The following is an 18588-nucleotide window of genomic DNA, read 5'->3' on the forward strand; positions in this document are numbered from 1 at the left end:
ACTTTTTTATTTACAATTGGTCAAATTATAATATTCTTTGTCAATCCATTCCTGATGGTTGGGATGGGCTATTTTGACCATTTCGTCAACACGTTGTCGCAGTGTTTTTCCGTACAAATCGGCAATGCCATTTTCAGTAATAATATATTGAATATGAGAACGAGTGGTAACCATACCAGCTCCTTGTTTCAAAAAAGGAACAATTCTGCTATCGCCATTTTTTGTGATCGAAGGCAAGGCAATAATTGCTTTTCCACCTTCGCTCAACGAAGCGCCTCGAATAAAATCCATTTGGCCTCCAACTCCAGAATACATTCTTGCCCCAATAGAATCTGCGCAAACTTGACCAGTTACATCTACTTCTATGGCTGAATTGATGGCTACCATTTTTGAATTTTTTCGAATTCTAGCCGTGTCATTTACATAAGACGACTCTTTCATTTCGACAAAAGGATTGTCGTTTACAAAATCATACAATCGCTTAGAACCAATTAGAAATGTGGCTAAGGCTCTTCCTCTTGATACGCCTTTGTAATTGCCATTAATTACATTGCTTTCGATTAAATCGATCACCCCATCCGAGAACATTTCGGTGTGCAGTCCTAGATTTTTATGATTGGTTAATTTTGATAAAGCTGCATTTGGAATCGAACCAATTCCCATTTGTAATGTGCTTTCATCTTCTATTAGGGAAGCGATATAGTTTCCTATTTTGTCTTCTAATGGGGAAGTTTCTTCTATTGAGTGGCTGTAAATGGGCGTATTAACTTCCACCATGAAATCTATTTCGGAAATATGAAGAATGCCGTCTCCAAAAGTTCGTGGCATTTGCGGGTTCACTTGTGCAATGACAGTTTTTGCGCTTTCAATTGCAGCTAAAACTGCTTCAACTGAAACTCCCAGAGAGCAATATCCGTGGCTATCTGGTGGTGAAACATGAATAAAAACCACATCAAGAGGCAATACTTTTTTTCTAAATAAATTAGGCAATTCACTCAAAAAAACAGGAGTATAAGAACCATTTCCTGCTGCCAAAGTATGTCTGACATTGGAGCCAATAAAAAAAGAATTCACGTGAAAACTATCAGCAAATTTTGGATCAGCATATCGGGCTTCTCCCTCAATATGCAGGTGACAAATTTCAACATTTCTTAATTCGGACGCTCTTTCTGTTAGTGCGTTTGCCAAAATCGTTGGAGCTGCCGCCGCCGCATGAAGGTATATTCTGTCACCCGATTTTACAATTTTTACTGCTTCTTCTGCGGTAATATATTTTTCCATAATTGCTATATTTGCAACAAATGTATAGAAATATTGAAAAGTAGAATATGATAAAACTCATATTCTAAAAACACAAATAAAAGTTAAAAACCTATATTCAATAGTAATACTATTATATTTGCAATAATTATTATTGATAATTTAATTTTAGAATTATGAAAAATCTATATTCATTAGTTTTGTTTAGTTTACTATTTTCTCAATTTGGTTTGGCTCAAATAGGAAGTAAAGAAAAAAACGAGGAATACACGGACTTAAAAGAAGCATTATTAGAGCCAGAATTGGTGGTTCGATTGAATTTGAGTGGTCAAAATATTGATTTAGAGAATCAAAATTTCGGAGTTTTTAAAAACTTAGAATATTTAAATTTAAAGAACGATCATTTAAAATCAATCCCCAAATCGATTTCCCAGCTTGTTAAGTTAAAAGTACTTGATTTAAGTGGAAATGACTTTATAGAACTTTCAGATGATTTTTATAAACTTGCAAGTTTGGAAGAATTGTATTTAAATGATGAGAAAAACATCAATTTGCCAATAACGCTGAGACTATTGGGGAAACTTCCCAATCTAAAATCATTACATCTTGAGAATGACAATTTGAATTCTCTTCCGGTAGAAATTAAAAGCCTTCAAAATCTAGAATTTTTGTACCTGAATCAAAATAGTTTTAAAGAAATACCAAAAGAACTTAAAGGTTTGGATCATTTGCAATATTTGGATTTAAAACACAATAAAATAGCACCTACACTATTTGTCCCTGAAAACATTAATTTTGGATTCAAAATTAGTTTGTAATTGTGAAAATTATATAAGTTAAAAAATCAATTAATAGAATTATAATAAACAATGGATCAACTTTCATCAAATATCAAAATTCAAGTCAACGAAAAACTCTTTGTCAAAGACCCTGAAACCTCGGCTTTAGGTAAAAAAATCATTCAAGAGAGTATTCTTTTGATCGACAGTGTTGGTTTTGATGAGTTTACTTTTAAAAAATTGGGAGAAAAAATTGGTTCTAATGAAAGTTCCATTTATCGCTATTTCGAAAACAAACATAAATTATTAGTGTATTTATCTTCTTGGTATTGGAGCTGGATGGAATATAAACTAGTATTTGCCACGACAAATTATTCTAATCCTTTTGAAAAACTAAAAAAAGCAATTTCGATAGTCACTGAAAAAGTAGAAGACGATCAAAACACGATACATATAAATGAAGCTGTTTTGAATAAAATCATTATTGCAGAGCATACTAAAACCTTTCATACTAAAGAAGTAGATCAAGAAAACAGTGAAGGATTTTATTACATTTACATTAGAGTCATTAATAGATTGACATCCATAATAAAAGAGGTAAATCCCGACTATTTGTATGCCAAAAGCCTTGCCTCTAGTATTGTTGAGGGCGCAATGCATCAACATTTTCTTAAGGATCATATGCAGGCTATTACCGATTGTAGTCAGTCAACAAGTCCAACTCATTTTTATTTAAACCTGATCGAAAACATACTTAAAAAATAGAACTATGACTTCATTAAAAAGACTATTCAACCTTTTAGAATTGGACAAAAAAGATGTTTCACAAATCTTTTTTTACGCCATTTTTGCTGGAATCGTTAGTTTATCCTTGCCATTAGGTATCCAGGCTATTGTAAACTTTATTCAATCGGGTCGAGTAAGTGCATCGTGGATTGTCTTGGTAATCTTTGTGGTATTGGGCGTTGCACTCGTAGGGATCTTATCTTTAATGCAATTGCGTATCACTGAAAATTTACAACAAAAAATGTTTGTGCGATCTTCATTCGAGTTTGCTGCTCGTTTACCAAAAATTGAATTTAAAGAGCTTTATGGTCATTATCCTCCAGAATTAGCCAATCGTTTTTTTGACACATTAACGATTCAAAAAGGGACTTCAAAATTGTTGGTGGATTTCTCAGCAGCTATTTTGCAAATTGTTTTTGGTGTAGTTTTATTATCCTTATATCATCCTTTCTTTATTGTATTCGGGCTTTTATTATTAGTTCTTTTGTATGTTATTTTTAGATTTTCATATTTCAAAGGAATTCAAAGCAGCTTAAAAGAATCCAAAAATAAGTACAAAACAGCAGGTTGGTTGCAAGAAATTGCTCGAAACAATTTTAGTTTTAGAAATGAGCTTAACTATGATTTTGCTTTAGAAAAAAATAATGGCTTTGTAAAAGATTATTTATACAGTCGCGAAAATCATTTCAATGTCATCAAAAGACAATTCAGTCATCTTATTATTTTCAAAGTAATCATCACGGCAAGTTTATTAATCATTGGAGGTTACTTGGTTTTGAGTCAAGAAATGAATATTGGACAATTTGTTGCAGCAGAAATCATCATTTTGTTAGTAATCAATTCCGTTGAAAAAATTATTCTTGGTTTAGAAACTTTCTACGATGTTTTGACAGCAGTAGAGAAAATTGGTCAAGTGACTGATATGGAATTAGCGGAAGAAATTACAGTCGAAAACAAAAGTTGCTATACCAATATCAGTCTTGAAACCGAAAATATGGAGTTTCAATTTCCAGGAACAAATTTTGGTATTCTAAATAATATTAATTTAAAAATTGACTCAGGTGAAAAAATTATAATCGATGGAGAAAATGGTTCCGGAAAAACGACCTTGATTCGAGTGCTTTCCGGTTTATTACACCCTACTTCTGGAAACTTTTTTATCAATGACGACACCTTTAGGAAAATAGACATTAAACAATTCCGTTCCAGAATTGGCAGTATTATACAAGGAGAAACTCCGTTTGAAGGAACAATTCTTGAAAACATCACTTTCAATGATAAAAGTATCAGTACCGAAGATTTAAAATGGGCAATTGACGGTGTTCAACTTACAGGTTTTATAAAAACATTACCGAAAGGACTTGACACTAAAATATTCCCAGAAGGTAAAGAATTATCCTCTTCCAATGCACAAAAAATATTGTTGGCAAGAAGTATTATTCACAAACCCAATATTTTATTTTATGAAGAACCGACCGATAAAATGGATGTAAAAGTGGCCAATGAAATCATTGACTTTATTACTTCCGAAAAAAACAAATGGACGGTAATGGTCTCTTCACAAAATCCATATTGGCTTACCAAATGTACCCGAGAAATTACGATGCAAAAAGGGACAATTCTTTCAGACACCAAAAAATAAGAGTATGCTAAATATATCCAACAAAAATTCAATTAATAATACGGCTCTTGAAAAATATTCTACCGTCAAGAATTTGAGCAACCGACCACATTATAAAATTTTGAACAGAATAATACTTGTAGTTTCCATTATTGGTATAATTGCACTTTTCTTGCCTTGGACACAAAACATATCGGGTTCTGGAGCGGTTACGACTTTAAAACCCAATCAGAGACCGCAATCTATTCAATCCGTTATTTCGGGTCGAATAGAAAAATGGTATGTTCAAGAAGGAAATTATGTGAATAAAGGAGATACGATTCTATTTATTTCAGAAATAAAAGAAGATTATATGGATCCTAATTTGGTTAAAAACACTAAAAATCAAGTGAACGCCAAAAAACAATCCTTAGAGTCTTATGGTTTTAAAGTAGCAACACTCTCTGTTCAAATACAAGCCATTGAAAGAGAAAAAGGTTTGAAACTCAAACAAGCTGATAATAAAATCAAACAAGCTAGCTTGAAAATAAAAAGCGATAGTATGGATTTAGTCGCAGTAAAAACGCAGCTAAAAATTGCTAATACTCAATTCAATCGTTCTTTACAATTAAACAAAGAAGGACTAAAAGCTTTGTCTGATGTCGAAGAAAAACGTTTAAAACTGCAAGAAGTTGAAGCTAAAATCATCACGCAAGAGAATAAATTTTATACCAGTAAAAATGAATTTATCAATGCCGAAGTAGAAATCAATAGAATAACTGCCGAATATTCCGAGAAAACATCCAAAGCACAAAGTGATCAATATACGGCGTTGAGTAATCAATACGATACCGAAGCACAAGTAAGCAAATTGGAAAATCAATACGCCAATTACAGCATCCGAAATGGAATGTACTACATCAAAGCGCCACAAAGTGGTTACATCAACAGAACACTACAATCTGGAATTGGAGAAACTGTCAAAGAAGGAACACCAATTGCTACGATTATGCCGTCCAACTATGATATTGCTGTAGAATCTTTTGTAGATCCAATCGATTTACCTTTAATTAAAAGAGGAGAAAAAGTAAGAGTTTGGTTTGATGGTTGGCCTACAATCGTTTTCTCTGGATGGCCAGATATGTCTTATGGGACTTTTGGAGGAGAAGTTGTAGCAATAGAAAACTTCATCAGTGACAATGGGAAATTTAGAATCCTAATAGCACCAGACAAAAATGAAGCTTCTTGGCCTAAACAATTAAGTATTGGTTCAGGTGCACAAACCATAGCATTGCTTAATACCGTTCCAGTTTGGTTTGAATGTTGGAGAACACTTAATGGCTTTCCGCCTAATTATTACAAAGGAAAAGAGAAACCTGCAAAAGAAAAGAAATAATGAAAAAGCTTATTTTATTACTAATCGTATTTGGAACGACAGTTTACAGTCAGACTAATGCCGAATCCTCTTTGCCTTCCAATCTCAAAGAAATAAGTTATAACGAGTATTTGGGTTTTGTAAAAAAGTATCATCCGTTGGTGAAAAATGCCAACTTAGAAATCAGCAAAGCCCAAGCCAACTTGATGATGGCACGTGGCGGATTTGATCCAAAATTGGAATTGAATTATAATAAAAAACAATTTCAAGGAACCGAATATTATTCGATAATGAATAGCAGTTTCAAAATCCCAACTTGGTACGGAATAGACATAAAAGCAGGATTTGATGAAAACGAAGGCTATTATCTTGACCCCCAAAACAAAACCCCTAGCAACGGATTAACTTCCCTCGGAATTAGTGTTCCTCTTGGACAAGGATTACTAATTAATCAAAGAATGGCCGATTTGCAAAAAGCAAAAATTCAGGTCAAATTAAGTCAAGCACAGCAAAAACTAGAAGCCATTGCTGTTCTATATGATGCTTCGGTAGCCTATTTTAATTGGAAAAAAAATTACGAAGAATATTTGCTTTATGAAAATTACAGTACCAATGCCCAAAAGCGATATGAAGGAATTGAATCTTTAATAAAACAAGGAGACAAACCCGCAATAGACAGCATTGAAGCAGGAATTGTTGTTAAAAACAGATTGCTGGCACTTGAAGATTCAAAATTAAAATTAACAAAAGCAAAACTGGAATTGTCCAATTTTCTTTGGCTAGAAAACAACATCCCACTAGAATTGGCAGATGCCATAATCCCAGAAAAAAAACTAGGGCAAACCATTCAGGAAACACTCAATATTAGCGATTTGGTCAATCAAGAATTATCCTTAATTAATCATCCAAAAATTGAAGCACTACAAAGCAAAATCGATATGTTGACTGTAGAGAAAAAAATGAAAGCCAATATGTTATTGCCTAAAATCGATGTAGGATATTCGTATTTAGCACAACCCAATCCGACTAAACCTAACAGTACTGACAATTACAAAGTAGGTGTCGATTTTTATTTTCCTTTATTTCTACGAAAAGAAAGAGGCGGTTTGAAACTAGCACAATACAAAATCCAAGAAACTGAGTTTACACGAGATCTTGAAAAAGTACAATTAACAAACAAAATAAGCGCTCAAAAAACAGAAATTCAGTCTCTGACCAAACAACAAAAATTAATCAACAACCTGGTCACGGATTACGACACAATGCTAAAATCCGAGGTGCGATTATTTACATTAGGAGAGAGTTCTCTCTTTCTTATTAACACAAGAGAAAACAATTTGGTGAGCGCACAACTTTCTCAAATCGCTTTAGAAAACCGATTTTACACTTCAAATTCGGAACTCTATAAAATTATGGCGAATCCGAATTAAATAAGTATTAAATTGTATTTTTGCCGTCAGAAAACAGAATTATGATTATCCAAAAAACAAGAGAAGAAATAGAATTAATGCGCGAAAGTGCCTTAATCGTTTCGAAAACACTCGGAATGATAGCTTCCGAAATCAAAGAAGGAGTTACCACATTATATTTAGACAAAAGAGCCGAAGAATTTATTCGCGACCACGGGGCTGTACCAAGTTTTCTTGGATTATATGGCTTTCCGAACTCGCTTTGTATGAGCCCAAATGCTCAGGTAGTTCACGGAATTCCGAACAACAAACCATTAGAAAGTGGCGATGTTATTTCGGTTGACTGTGGTGCTTTCAAAAATGGTTTTCACGGAGATCACGCCTATTCATTCGAAATTGGTGAAGTTGCCGAAGACGTAAAAAAATTATTGCGTGTTACCAAAGAATCGCTATACGTTGGAATCCGAGAATTTAAAGCCGGAAACCGTGTGGAAGATGTTGGGAATGCTATTCAAAAATATACCGAAAGTCACGGATATGGAGTGGTTCGAGAGCTTGTAGGTCACGGTGTTGGTCAAAAAATGCACGAAGACCCCGAAATGCCCAACTACGGAAAACGTGGTCGTGGTAAACTTTTTATCGAAGGAATGGTTGTCGCTATTGAACCAATGATCAATATGGGAACCAAAAACATCAAACAACTCAAAGATGGTTGGACAATCCTTACTGCCGACGGAAAACCTTCTGCACATTTCGAACACGATGTAGCCATAATTGATGGAAAACCAGAATTGCTTTCGACTTTTGCTTATGTTTATCAAGCTCTAGGAATCGTGAGTAATGAGGAAGATGAGTTTAGAAAAAACCCACTTGTTTTATAATGAAAAAACTTTTTAAAAAAATCCTTAACAGGGTACCTCGGCCATTATTAATTCGTTTGAGTTATGTCGCACGACCAATTATCGCTTTTACTTTAAAAGGAACTAATTTCACCGATCCTATTGACGGAAAAAGTTTCAAATCAATGTTGCCTTATGGCTATGAAAAGCAACGAAACAATGTGCTTTCTCCAAGCACACTTTCGTTGGAAAGACACCGTTTGCTATGGTTGTACCTAAACGAACAAACCGATTTTTTTACAGCAAAAAAGAAAGTATTGCATTTTGCACCCGAACAAGCTTTTTATAAATTGTTTCGAAAGCAAAAAAACCTCGACTACACTACAACCGATTTGTTTTCGCCTCTTGCCGATGTAAAGGCAGATATTTGCAATTTGCCATTCGAAGACAATCAATACGATGTTATTCTTTGCAATCACGTCTTGGAGCACATTCCAGACGATACCAAAGCGATGCAGGAATTGTATCGTGTTTTGAAACCGGGTGGAATGGCAATTCTTCAAATCCCACAAGATTTAAAAAGAGATGTGACTTTTGCCGATGATACAATTACCGATCAAAAAGAACGCGCCAAAATCTTTGGACAATACGATCACGTTCGTATTTATGGTCGCGATTATTTCGATAAACTGCGAAGCATTGGTTTCACTGTTATCGAAGAGGATTACACTAATAAAATTGCTCCTGAATTGGTGGAGAAATATTGTTTGGCCAAAGGGGAAATTATTCCCGTTTGCTTTAAATAATTAACCACTAAATCCTAAATGTTGCTGGTTGTTAATTCTCCACTTGAATCGAAAATTTAACGACTCCAAAATAAATATAAAATGGAGTTAGAGGTTAGGGGGTGTATTCTTTTTAAATGCAAATTGGTGCGTCTAAAATATTCTCAAAAAGTGCAATTGGCTTTCTGAATTGGAAAATACTCCAAAAAAAGTATTTTTAGTACACGGAGAAAACGAAGCATTTGAGGAACTTGGTGAAAAAATAAAAGAAAAATATGGGTTTGATTGTGTTGCTCCAGCAATGAATCAAGAGTTTGAATTATAGTAGTTTGGTGTGTTGGTCTTTTAATGAAAATTTTATTCATGGAGTCGTATTTATGCGTAATTTTGCATTATGAAATTAAAAAGTCACATCAGTTTTTTACTTGCTATTTTCTTATTGGTTTCCAATATGGGATTTGCAATTGATGTGCATTATTGCGGTGGAAAAGTGGCTTCGGTTAAGCCCATTTATTGGAAAAATTATGAATCCCTATTAGCAACAGAAGAAAATTGTTGTGCTCCTGAATCTTATAGTATTGTTGAAAAGAAAGAAAGTTGTTGCAAAGACAAAGTAATTCATTTTGAGAAAAAACAAGAAAATGTTACCATAAATTCAATCACTTTTCAATCCGATTTTATATTTCTATTCGAAGAATGGAGTCCTATCGTTTTTACTGAATTTTCAAATTTCGAAGACAGTCGCATTATCTCCTATTATTGTGATGCTAATGCTCCGCCACTTTTCAAATTATATCATCAATACATTTTCTACGCTTGATTTTAATGTTTTTATAAAATCTATCCTTATTTTTTGGTTAGAAATTTCTATTAAAAAACATTAATTATTAATTTATGAAAAAACAAATTTCAATGCTTTTATTGGGCTTGTTGTTTGCGTTTAATTCCTATTCGCAAGACACATTACAGGCTGTAAAAGTAATTTCTAAAAGCAAAGGCTTGCAAAAATCTTCTAAGATTACTGCTAATACTACATTGGTAACCAGCAAGGAATTACTCAAAGCTGCTTGTTGTAATCTTGCTGAGAGCTTCGAAACAAATCCCTCCATCGACGTCAATTTTTCGGATGCACTTACGGGAACCAAACAAATCAAAATGCTGGGATTAACCAGTCCGTATTTGATGATTGCCGAAGAAAACATTCCTTCGGTTCGAGGTGCTTCGCAAGCGTATGGTTTGTCATTTACGCCAGGAACTTGGATAGAAAGTATTCAAATTACAAAAGGTGCTGGTAGTGTTGTCAATGGATACGAAAGTATTTCAGGACAAATCAATACTGAATTAATCAAACCCATAGGCAATATTCCTTTTTTTCTGAATGCTTATGGCTCTACTGATTCTAGGTTTGAATTAAACACTCATTTCAACGCTAAAATTTCGAATAAATGGTCAAGCGCTTTGTTTGTTCACGGTAATACAAGAATAGCCAAAAATGACATGAATGATGATGGCTTTCTAGACAATCCATTGGCTAAACAAATCAATATTTTGAATCGTTATCAATATTATAATGCCGAAACTGGCTGGGTGAGTTTTATCAATTTAAGGTATATGAATGACAAGAAACAAACTGGCGAAATCGACTTTGACCCCGATGTAGATAGAGGGACAACAAATTTTTGGGGTTCAGAAATCAATACCGAACGCTTTGATGTTTCGTCTAAAGTAGGCTATGTTTTTAAAGAGATGCCATATCAAAGTATTGGTTTTCAAAATGCTTTTAACAGTCACAATCAGGAATCTTATTTTGGTTTAAATCAATATAATATCAAGCAAAGTAGTTTTTATTCGAACTTGATTTTCAATTCGATTATCAGTAATACGATGCACAAATTTGCCACAGGTTTGAACTTTACTTACGATAAATACCAAGAATTTGTCCATGTAAATGATTACAGTAGAATCGATAATTCGATTGGTGCTTTTTTTGAATATACGTATGATAATGATTCTAATTTTAGTTTAATAGCGGGAGGAAGAGTGGATAATCACAATCGTTTAGGGATATTTATAACACCTCGATTGCACATTCGCTATAATCCTTGGGAGAAAGCAGTTCTTCGTGTTTCGGCAGGAAGAGGAAAACGAAGTGCAAATATTTTTGCCGAAAATCAACCGCTTTTTGCGAGTGCAAGAACCTTTGATATTTTGGATACTAACGGAAAAATTTATGGTTTAGATCCAGAAATCGCTTGGAATTACGGTCTGAGTTTTAATCAAAAATTTACAATCTTCGGAAGAAATGCTGATGCTGGTTTCGATTTTTACAAAACTGATTTCACAAAACAAGTCGTAGTCGATTTATATACTGCGCCAGCAACTCCAGGAATGCATCAGGTTTTGTTTTATAACTTAAACGGAAAATCATATGCTAATAGTTTGCAGTTGGACTTTAATTTAGAATTTGTAAAGCATCTTGATTTGCGAACTGCTTACAAATATTATGATATACAAACCGATTATTTGAGTGGAAGAAGCGAAAGACCTTTGCAAGCCAAACATCGGTTTTTTGCCAATTTAGGATTTGAAACTCATATCGCAGAGAAGGGTAAGCAGTGGAAATTTGATTTCACCTATAATTGGATGGGCGATCAAAAATTACCTGAAACAGCTTCGAATCCTATAGAGGATAAACTTCCGGAGTATTCGCCTTCGTTTTCTTTGATGAATGCACAAATTACTCGAACTTTTTCATCTGTTTTTGAAGTGTATGTTGGTGGAGAAAACATTGGAAATTACAAACAAGAAAAAGCAATTTTGGGCACCGAAAATCCTTTTGGTCCCACATTTGATGCTTCAATTGCCTATGCGCCAGTTTTTGGGCAAATGTATTATGCAGGGCTTCGATTTAAAATTAAATAAAAACAATGTCAATGGCAAATATCAATTTCAATAACAATAAAAAAATTAAATTATGAAATCAACGATTCACGAACACCAAAAAAACAATTTTAAAATTGTGAGTAAAAATCTATTTTTAGGAATGATGTTAATAGTAGTAACACTTTCTGTACAAGCACAAGATAAAAAGAATAAAAATGCAAAATATACAATAGCTGTAAATGGTAATTGTGAACAATGTCAAAGACGAATTCAAAAAGCGGCTTTTTCTGTCACTGGAGTGAAAATGGCAAGTTGGAGTATTGAAACTCATAAATTAGACATTACTCTAAATGAAGAAAAAACTTCAATTACTGAGGTAAAAAAAGCTGTTGCAAAAGTAGGTCATGATACAGAAGGGGAAAAGGCTACCCAAGAAGATTACGACAATCTTCATGGCTGCTGCAAATACGATAGGGAAGAATCTAATAAGTAATTTTTGAACAGCTCAAAAGACCTTTTCGATTTATATATGAAACTTTTCAAATCAAGAGGGTTTTATTAATTATTTATTAAAAAAACGCAAATCCATTGTCTAGATAGTGCTGTTTTGCTAAATTATAATTACTTTCACGACCGAGAATTTTTAAAACATTTTTATGAATAATTTTGATTGGAAACAACTGATAAATCCTGAGTTTTATATATTGATGGAGTTTGGAGGGGTAGAAATTGGTTTGTTTGTTATCCTTTTTATAATTTTTGCCGAAACAGGATTGTTTGCAGGTTTTTTTCTACCTGGAGACAGTTTATTGTTCTTGGCAGGGATTTACAGCGAATTATTGACTCGTCAAATATCAGTGGGTAATGATTTTGCAAATGTAGTATTGCTATCTGCTTTAGTTTCTGTTGCAGGAATTTTTGGTAATATGGTGGGCTATTGGTTTGGAGTAAAAGGCGGGACATACCTCTATAAAAAAGAAGATACTTTTTGGTTTAAGGAAAAATATCTTTTGCAGGCTAGGGATTTTTTCGATAAATATGGTGGGAAAGCGATTATTTTCGCAAGATTTTTGCCCATTTTTAGAACCTTTGCACCAATAGTTGCTGGGATTGCATCTATGGACAAAAAGAAGTTTATGTTCAATAATATTTTGGGTTCAGTTCTATGGTCTTTTAGTATGATTTTTGCGGGTCATTATTTATCGGCTTTGTTTTTGGATAAATTCGGTATTGATTTAAAAAAACATATAGAATTAATCGTCATAGGAATTGTTCTCGTAACAACCATCCCGGTTTTATGGAAGTTGTTGAAAAAAAGAGTTCATATTTAAAATATCTTTTCACAAAAAAATCCGAAGCTTTAAAACTTCGGATTTTTTATTAAATTTTACTTCGTACTTCGTATGTCGTACTTCAAATTACATCATTCCTGGCATCCCACCGCCCATTGGCATTGGTCCGCTTTCTTCTTTGATGTCAACCAAAGCACATTCGGTAGTCAAGATCATTCCTGCAACAGAGGCAGCATTTTCTAAAGCCACACGTGTTACTTTTTTAGGGTCGATGATTCCAGCTTTTAGCATATCTACATATTCGTCAGTTTTGGCATTGTAGCCAAAATCTCCTGAACCTTCAGCAACTTTTGCTACAACAACAGAACCTTCAAGACCAGCATTCTCAACAATAGTTCTCAAAGGAGATTCAATCGCACGGGCAATAATTTTGATTCCTGTAGCTTCATCAGGGTTGTCTGCTTTTAAATCTGCAAGGGCGTTTTTAGCTCTTAATAAGGCAACACCTCCACCAGCAACAATTCCTTCTTCTACAGCAGCACGAGTAGCGTGTAAAGCATCGTCAACTCTGTCTTTTTTCTCTTTCATTTCTACTTCAGAAGCAGCACCAACATAAAGAACAGCAACTCCACCAGCTAATTTAGCCAAACGTTCTTGCAATTTTTCTTTGTCATAATCAGAAGTTGTAGCTTCCATTTGACCTTTGATTTGGTTTACACGATTTTTAATCATTTCGGCATCACCAGCTCCACTTACAATTGTAGTATTGTCTTTGTCAATAGTTACTCTTTTTGCAGTTCCTAACATTTCGATAGTAGTGTTTTCTAAAGTATATCCTCTTTCTTCAGAAATTACAGTTCCACCAGTCAAGATAGCGATGTCTTCTAACATAGCTTTTCTTCTGTCGCCAAAACCTGGAGCTTTTACAGCTGCAATTTTCAATGCACCACGCAATTTGTTTACAACCAAAGTTGATAAAGCTTCTCCATCAACGTCTTCAGCGATAATCAATAATGGTTTTCCTGATTGTGCTACCGGTTCTAAAACGGGTAACAATTCTTTTAAAGAAGATACTTTTTTGTCATACAAAAGAATATATGGATTCTCTAATTCAACCTCCATTTTTTCAGCATTGGTAACAAAATAAGGTGAAAGATAACCTCTGTCAAATTGCATACCTTCCACAACATCAACATAAGTATCAGTTCCTTTGGCTTCTTCAACAGTGATAACTCCTTCTTTTCCTACTTTTGCGAAAGCATTAGCAATCAATTCGCCAATAATTTCATCGTTATTAGCAGAAATTGAAGCAATTTGTTTGATTTTCTCAGAATCACTTCCTACTACTTTGGCTTGTTTGGCAAGGTCAGCAACAATGGCTTCAACAGCTTTGTCGATTCCACGTTTCAAATCCATTGGGTTTGCACCAGCAGCCACATTTTTCAAACCTTCTTTTACGATAGCTTGTGCCAAAACGGTTGCAGTTGTTGTTCCGTCTCCTGCTAAATCATTGGTTTTAGAAGCTACTTCTTTTACCATTTGAGCGCCCATATTTTCTAATGGGTCTTTCAATTCTATTTCTTTAGCAACGGTAACACCATCTTTAGTAACGGTTGGTCCACCAAAAGATTTTCCAATAATTACGTTACGACCTTTTGGTCCTAGAGTTACTTTTACTGCGTTTGCCAATGCATCGACTCCACGTTTCAATCCGTCACGTGCTTCAATATCAAATTTTATATCTTTTGCCATTTTTATTTTTAACTTTTAATTGTCTTAATACTTTAATTATACAATCGCAAGAATATCATCCTCGCGCATTATCAAATAGTCTTTTCCTTCTAATTTTAATTCTGTTCCAGCATATTTTCCGTAAAGGACAGAATCGCCAATTTTCACAGTCATTTCGTGGTCTTTTGTGCCTTTACCAACAGCAACAACGGTTCCTTTTTGTGGTTTTTCTTTTGCAGTATCTGGAATGAAAATTCCTGAGGCAGTTTTTGTTTCAGCAGCTACAGGTTCGATAAGAACACGGTCTGAAAGCGGTTTAATATTTAACGCCATAATGATAAAATAAATGTTATTATTAATTTAATGATAATTGGATTTCAGAAATTATGCCAATAAAGAAAAACTGACATTTTTTCTTAAAAAAAATGCCAGCTTTGACAGGCTGGCATTTAGTATATTTTGTATGTACTACTTATTATTTTGCTGGCTCAGTCGCAGGAGCAGGTGTCATTGGGGCAGGAGTTGCCGCTTTTGGCGTAACAGTTTCTGTTTTGTCAATGATTTTTGAATCAGTTCCTAATGAACCGCCAAAACTTAAACTAGAAAGTAATATCAATAAAATTAATATTCCGCCTAATGTCCAAGTACTTTTGTCTAAAAAGTCAGTAGTTTTTTGTACACCACCAATTTGTGTTGACCCGCCTAATGAAGAAGAAAGCCCACCACCTTTAGGGTTTTGAACCATTATTACTACTACAAGTAGGAAGCAAACTATTGTTATTAACACTAAAAAAATCGAAAATGTGCTCATTGTTTAATTATTATTTTGTTGTAAAATCTTAATATCCGAGATTCGGTCTGCAAAGAAACTACTTTTTTCTGGATATTTCAAAATTAATATCTCATAAGCTTGTATAGCGCGTTGATATTTTTTTTGCTCCAAATAAACCCTTGCTAAAGTCTCAGTCATTAAATAAGAATTATCTGATTTATTTTGATCAATTTGAATTACAGAGTCTAAACTTTGTTTTATTGGAGGAATCTTCGGGCTGGCTTCAATAAACTTATCAATCAACTCGGCTTTTTTCTTTTTTTCTTCTTCTAATGGAGCTGTTTTAGAAAGCGCTATTATTTCTTTTTCTCTAACGATAGGTTGTGTTCTGGCGAGTTGAAGCCATTCTTGAAAGGAATGTTTTTCCTCTTTAGAAAACCCTATAGGCTTTCCAATTTCCAGATTTTCTTCTGCCAATTTTGTCGTTGATTCTTCTTTAACTGCCGAAGCGCCTTTTATAGTAGTAAGAATAGATTGTTCTAATGTATTTATTTTGGGCTCTAGACTAATTTCGGGCTTAATTAATTCATAATGGGTTACACTGATGTCATGAAGTTCGAGTATTTTTTTGTCGTAAAAACCTTTTTGTATGGCCACAAAAGTATCAGATGTGATAAAATCGAACAAAACAGTTCTGTCGGTGGTGTGCGAAGCAGCAACTTTCAGAGCATAATTGTATCTGAAACTATTTTCATTAAAAAGTCCTTTCAATCGCAACGCTCTAGCACTTTGAAAATACGGAAATTCATCCAGCACTCTACCCAAAGCATCTGTTTGCTTCTCGTTGACAGCATCGGGTTTGTTAATTAAATAAGTATAATCGGTTACGTTCATTTTCAGATTTTAGATTTCAGATTTCAGATTTCAGATTTCAGTTTCCAGTTGCTAGCTGAAATCTGCTATCTGTAAACTGTGTTTACCATTTAGCCAAAGATTCGTTGAATATGTCTTGTGTGATTCTTTCGAAAATAATTTTTACAGCGGCATCTAAATCAGTTCCGCTAAGTTGCTTATCTGCTCTATAATCGTAAAAAAAATCGAATGTTTTATCAAAATCATCGGCTTCTTTATTTTTATTGGTAAATTGAACTTTTACTCTAATAGTCAATCTATTTTGAGCCGCTTGAATATCGGCAGTGGCCATCATAGGTGTAATTCTGTAATCTGTTATTTCACCTTCATAAGTTAAATCACCTCCATTTTTCACCAAATTCAAATTGGTTTGATTTTGGATAAGATCCTGCAAAGTCAATGTAAAAGTTCGGTCAATTCCAGGTTGTACTAACTCGGCATTATTTTGGAAAAAATTTACTTGAAATGTGTTAGCATCAATTTTTCCAGTTCCTGTGAAGTTGTAAACATTGCAACTGTTTATTGAAAATAGTATAATTAGAAATAAAAAAGGATATGTTTTTTTCATAAGATGTTTAGTCAATTCCAATTTTTGAAAGGTGAACTCTATTTTTTTTCAAATATACTAATTTGGAATTTGGAATTTATTTATAGGTCAAATTGTTTTATTTTTCGATACAAAGTTCTTTCGGAAATTCCCAATTCATCAGCGGCGGCTTTTCGTTTTCCTTTGTTTTTTTCTAATGATTTTTTAATCATTTCGATTTCTCTTTGTTCTAATTTCAGAATTTCTTCTTCCTCTACAGTTTCGGCAAATTGAAACTCATCATCGTTTTCTACGAAATTTATATTTTCATTTTGATTCGAAAATTCAGGTGAAAAAACAGCATTACTTGGTTCTTCTTCAAACGAAATTTCGCTTTCGGATTCTTTTGAGCCGTATATTTTTTGAATTAAATTCGTGTTGATATCTTGCACTTTTGCAGAACCGTTTTTCATTAATTCCAAAGTCAATTTTTTCAAATCATGCAAATCACCTTTCATATCAAAAAGCACTTTGTAAAGAATATCCCTTTCGGTCGAAAAATCATTTTCGGCTTTTTTATCCTTGATTACCGAAGGTAAATTACTCGCTTCCGAAGGCAAATAGGATTGCAAAGTTGTTGCTGTAATATCGCGATTGGTTTCTAAAACTGAAATTTGTTCGGCTACATTTCGCAATTGACGAATATTTCCGCTCCAGCGAAATTTTTGCAATAATTGCACCGCGTTATCCTCTAATTTTATGGGAGGCATTTTGTATTTATGGGCAAAATCGGCCGCAAATTTTCGAAACAATAAATGAATGTCATCTTTTCGGTCACGCAATGGCGGTAAAGTAATATCCACAGTGCTCAATCTATAGTACAAATCTTCTCGGAATTTCCCTTTTTCGATGGCATCAAATAAGTTGACATTGGTGGCAGCTACAATTCGCACATCGGTTTTTTGAACTTGTGATGAACCTACTTTTAAAAACTCACCATTTTCTAGAATTCTCAATAATCGAACTTGGGTTGTCAACGGCAATTCACCCACTTCGTCTAAGAAAATAGTTCCGCCGCTAGCGACTTCAAAATAACCTTCACGAGTAGAAGTTGCTCCTGTAAAAGAGCCTTTTTCGTGACCAAAAAGTTCACTGTCAATAGTTCCTTCGGGAATTGCGCCACAGTTTACAGCAATATATTTTCCGTGTTTTCTGTGCGAAAGCGAATGAATAATTTTTGGAATACTTTCTTTTCCAACACCACTTTCACCAACGACCAATACCGAAATATCAGTAGGAGCTACCTGAATGGCTTTTTCTATCGCGCGATTGAGTTTCGGGTCGTTCCCGATAATCTCGAATCGTTGTTTTATTGATTGAACTGTTTCCATATTTTTTTGTTTAAAGGTTTAATTGTTTAAAGGTTTAAAGTTGTTTGGGTAGAATCCTATTAAACAATCTTAAACTATTTTAAACTATTTAAACTTTTTTAATTCTTGGTTTTTGTCAACGTATCTTTTGCTGGTGCTGTTTTTTCTACTTTGTCTTTTGGAAAATAGGTTCTAATGATATAGAAAGTCGAACCAAATCCAATAATGAAAGTAAGTATGGTAATAATTATATTTTTTTTGGTCATTTT

At 33.9% G+C, this 18588-nt stretch carries 20 protein-coding genes; 12 read left to right on the forward strand and 8 right to left on the reverse strand.

Features of this window, described 5'->3' with window-relative positions:
* Window positions 1–6: 6 nt before the first annotated feature.
* Window positions 7–1281 (reverse strand): acetyl-CoA hydrolase/transferase family protein, encoded by a 1275-nt coding sequence (locus tag FNW17_RS03405; RefSeq protein WP_144070876.1) that lies wholly within the window; start codon window positions 1279–1281, stop codon window positions 7–9.
* 155 nt (window positions 1282–1436) lie between these two features.
* Between FNW17_RS03405 and FNW17_RS03410 the strand changes: the two genes are divergently transcribed.
* The 12 genes from FNW17_RS03410 to FNW17_RS03465 all read left to right on the forward strand — a co-directional run bounded on the left by FNW17_RS03410 (window position 1437) and on the right by FNW17_RS03465 (window position 13047).
* Window positions 1437–2078 carry a leucine-rich repeat domain-containing protein gene (locus tag FNW17_RS03410; RefSeq protein ID WP_144070877.1) on the forward strand — a complete coding sequence of 214 codons (642 nt, stop codon included), beginning with the start codon at window positions 1437–1439 and terminating at the stop codon, window positions 2076–2078.
* 51 nt (window positions 2079–2129) lie between these two features.
* The gene (locus FNW17_RS03415; RefSeq protein ID WP_143391316.1) at window positions 2130–2804 is read left to right on the forward strand and encodes a TetR/AcrR family transcriptional regulator; all 675 of its coding nucleotides are present in this window, start codon (window positions 2130–2132) and stop codon (window positions 2802–2804) included.
* Between the two features lie 4 nt (window positions 2805–2808).
* Window positions 2809–4467: a peptidase domain-containing ABC transporter gene (locus FNW17_RS03420; protein ID WP_143391317.1), complete on the forward strand. Its 1659-nt coding sequence runs from the start codon at window positions 2809–2811 to the stop codon at window positions 4465–4467.
* Window positions 4468–4471: 4 nt separating this feature from the next.
* Window positions 4472–5821 (forward strand): HlyD family secretion protein, encoded by a 1350-nt coding sequence (locus FNW17_RS03425; RefSeq protein WP_144070878.1) that lies wholly within the window; start codon window positions 4472–4474, stop codon window positions 5819–5821.
* Entirely contained in the window at window positions 5821–7230 is a 1410-nt protein-coding gene (locus FNW17_RS03430; RefSeq protein WP_144070879.1) for a TolC family protein, read from the forward strand. Before FNW17_RS03425 ends, FNW17_RS03430 begins: the two co-directional genes overlap by 1 nt.
* Window positions 7231–7271: 41 nt before the next feature.
* A complete protein-coding gene (map, locus tag FNW17_RS03435; RefSeq protein ID WP_144070880.1) occupies window positions 7272–8090 on the forward strand; it encodes a type I methionyl aminopeptidase in 819 nt (272 codons plus the stop codon).
* A complete protein-coding gene (locus FNW17_RS03440) occupies window positions 8090–8854 on the forward strand; it encodes a class I SAM-dependent methyltransferase (RefSeq protein ID WP_144070881.1) in 765 nt (254 codons plus the stop codon). Before map ends, FNW17_RS03440 begins: the two co-directional genes overlap by 1 nt.
* Window positions 8855–9023: 169 nt before the next feature.
* Entirely contained in the window at window positions 9024–9158 is a 135-nt protein-coding gene (locus FNW17_RS03445; protein WP_235892998.1) for an MBL fold metallo-hydrolase RNA specificity domain-containing protein, read from the forward strand.
* Window positions 9159–9227: 69 nt separating this feature from the next.
* A complete protein-coding gene (locus tag FNW17_RS03450; protein WP_144070882.1) occupies window positions 9228–9653 on the forward strand; it encodes an HYC_CC_PP family protein in 426 nt (141 codons plus the stop codon).
* 74 nt (window positions 9654–9727) lie between these two features.
* Window positions 9728–11755, forward strand: a complete 2028-nt coding sequence (locus FNW17_RS03455) for a TonB-dependent receptor plug domain-containing protein (RefSeq protein WP_144070883.1) — start codon at window positions 9728–9730, stop codon at window positions 11753–11755.
* A 52-nt stretch (window positions 11756–11807) separates the two neighbouring features.
* Window positions 11808–12209, forward strand: a complete 402-nt coding sequence (locus tag FNW17_RS03460; RefSeq protein ID WP_144070884.1) for a heavy-metal-associated domain-containing protein — start codon at window positions 11808–11810, stop codon at window positions 12207–12209.
* A 163-nt stretch (window positions 12210–12372) separates the two neighbouring features.
* A complete protein-coding gene (locus FNW17_RS03465) occupies window positions 12373–13047 on the forward strand; it encodes a DedA family protein (RefSeq protein WP_144070885.1) in 675 nt (224 codons plus the stop codon).
* Window positions 13048–13134: 87 nt separating this feature from the next.
* Here the strand turns inward: FNW17_RS03465 and groL are convergent, their stop codons facing one another.
* The 7 genes from groL to FNW17_RS16260 form a co-directional block, all read right to left on the reverse strand.
* Window positions 13135–14760: a chaperonin GroEL gene (gene groL / locus FNW17_RS03470; protein ID WP_143391326.1), complete on the reverse strand. Its 1626-nt coding sequence runs from the start codon at window positions 14758–14760 to the stop codon at window positions 13135–13137.
* A gap of 36 nt (window positions 14761–14796) precedes the next feature.
* Window positions 14797–15072, reverse strand: coding sequence for a co-chaperone GroES (locus FNW17_RS03475; protein ID WP_143391327.1), 276 nt, complete (start codon window positions 15070–15072; stop codon window positions 14797–14799).
* Between the two features lie 142 nt (window positions 15073–15214).
* Entirely contained in the window at window positions 15215–15550 is a 336-nt protein-coding gene (gene secG, locus FNW17_RS03480) for a preprotein translocase subunit SecG (RefSeq protein WP_144070886.1), read from the reverse strand.
* 3 nt (window positions 15551–15553) lie between these two features.
* Window positions 15554–16405, reverse strand: coding sequence for a tetratricopeptide repeat protein (locus FNW17_RS03485; RefSeq protein ID WP_143391329.1), 852 nt, complete (start codon window positions 16403–16405; stop codon window positions 15554–15556).
* Window positions 16406–16487: 82 nt separating this feature from the next.
* Window positions 16488–16991, reverse strand: a complete 504-nt coding sequence (locus tag FNW17_RS03490) for an LptE family protein (protein ID WP_143391330.1) — start codon at window positions 16989–16991, stop codon at window positions 16488–16490.
* 80 nt (window positions 16992–17071) lie between these two features.
* A complete protein-coding gene (locus FNW17_RS03495; protein WP_143391331.1) occupies window positions 17072–18340 on the reverse strand; it encodes a sigma 54-interacting transcriptional regulator in 1269 nt (422 codons plus the stop codon).
* A gap of 98 nt (window positions 18341–18438) precedes the next feature.
* Window positions 18439–18585 carry a hypothetical protein gene (locus FNW17_RS16260; RefSeq protein WP_185964835.1) on the reverse strand — a complete coding sequence of 49 codons (147 nt, stop codon included), beginning with the start codon at window positions 18583–18585 and terminating at the stop codon, window positions 18439–18441.
* Between the last annotated feature and the right edge of the window lie 3 nt (window positions 18586–18588).

The organism is Flavobacterium franklandianum, from assembly GCF_007097365.1.
GTDB lineage: Bacteria > Bacteroidota > Bacteroidia > Flavobacteriales > Flavobacteriaceae > Flavobacterium > Flavobacterium franklandianum.

Coding starts and splice junctions, on each gene's coding strand:
- FNW17_RS03440 (WP_144070881.1), top strand. CDS start 8,090: ATGAAAAAACTTTTTAAAAAAATCCTTAACAGGGTACCTCGGCCATTA.
- FNW17_RS03410 (WP_144070877.1), top strand. CDS start 1,437: ATGAAAAATCTATATTCATTAGTTTTGTTTAGTTTACTATTTTCTCAA.
- FNW17_RS03490 (WP_143391330.1), bottom strand. CDS start 16,991: ATGAAAAAAACATATCCTTTTTTATTTCTAATTATACTATTTTCAATA.
- FNW17_RS03495 (WP_143391331.1), bottom strand. CDS start 18,340: ATGGAAACAGTTCAATCAATAAAACAACGATTCGAGATTATCGGGAAC.
- groL (WP_143391326.1), bottom strand. CDS start 14,760: ATGGCAAAAGATATAAAATTTGATATTGAAGCACGTGACGGATTGAAA.
- FNW17_RS03415 (WP_143391316.1), top strand. CDS start 2,130: ATGGATCAACTTTCATCAAATATCAAAATTCAAGTCAACGAAAAACTC.
- FNW17_RS03430 (WP_144070879.1), top strand. CDS start 5,821: ATGAAAAAGCTTATTTTATTACTAATCGTATTTGGAACGACAGTTTAC.
- map (WP_144070880.1), top strand. CDS start 7,272: ATGATTATCCAAAAAACAAGAGAAGAAATAGAATTAATGCGCGAAAGT.
- FNW17_RS03420 (WP_143391317.1), top strand. CDS start 2,809: ATGACTTCATTAAAAAGACTATTCAACCTTTTAGAATTGGACAAAAAA.
- FNW17_RS03405 (WP_144070876.1), bottom strand. CDS start 1,281: ATGGAAAAATATATTACCGCAGAAGAAGCAGTAAAAATTGTAAAATCG.
- FNW17_RS03465 (WP_144070885.1), top strand. CDS start 12,373: ATGAATAATTTTGATTGGAAACAACTGATAAATCCTGAGTTTTATATA.
- FNW17_RS03485 (WP_143391329.1), bottom strand. CDS start 16,405: ATGAACGTAACCGATTATACTTATTTAATTAACAAACCCGATGCTGTC.
- FNW17_RS03450 (WP_144070882.1), top strand. CDS start 9,228: ATGAAATTAAAAAGTCACATCAGTTTTTTACTTGCTATTTTCTTATTG.
- secG (WP_144070886.1), bottom strand. CDS start 15,550: ATGAGCACATTTTCGATTTTTTTAGTGTTAATAACAATAGTTTGCTTC.
- FNW17_RS03425 (WP_144070878.1), top strand. CDS start 4,472: ATGCTAAATATATCCAACAAAAATTCAATTAATAATACGGCTCTTGAA.
- FNW17_RS03455 (WP_144070883.1), top strand. CDS start 9,728: ATGAAAAAACAAATTTCAATGCTTTTATTGGGCTTGTTGTTTGCGTTT.
- FNW17_RS03460 (WP_144070884.1), top strand. CDS start 11,808: ATGAAATCAACGATTCACGAACACCAAAAAAACAATTTTAAAATTGTG.
- FNW17_RS03475 (WP_143391327.1), bottom strand. CDS start 15,072: ATGGCGTTAAATATTAAACCGCTTTCAGACCGTGTTCTTATCGAACCT.
- FNW17_RS16260 (WP_185964835.1), bottom strand. CDS start 18,585: ATGACCAAAAAAAATATAATTATTACCATACTTACTTTCATTATTGGA.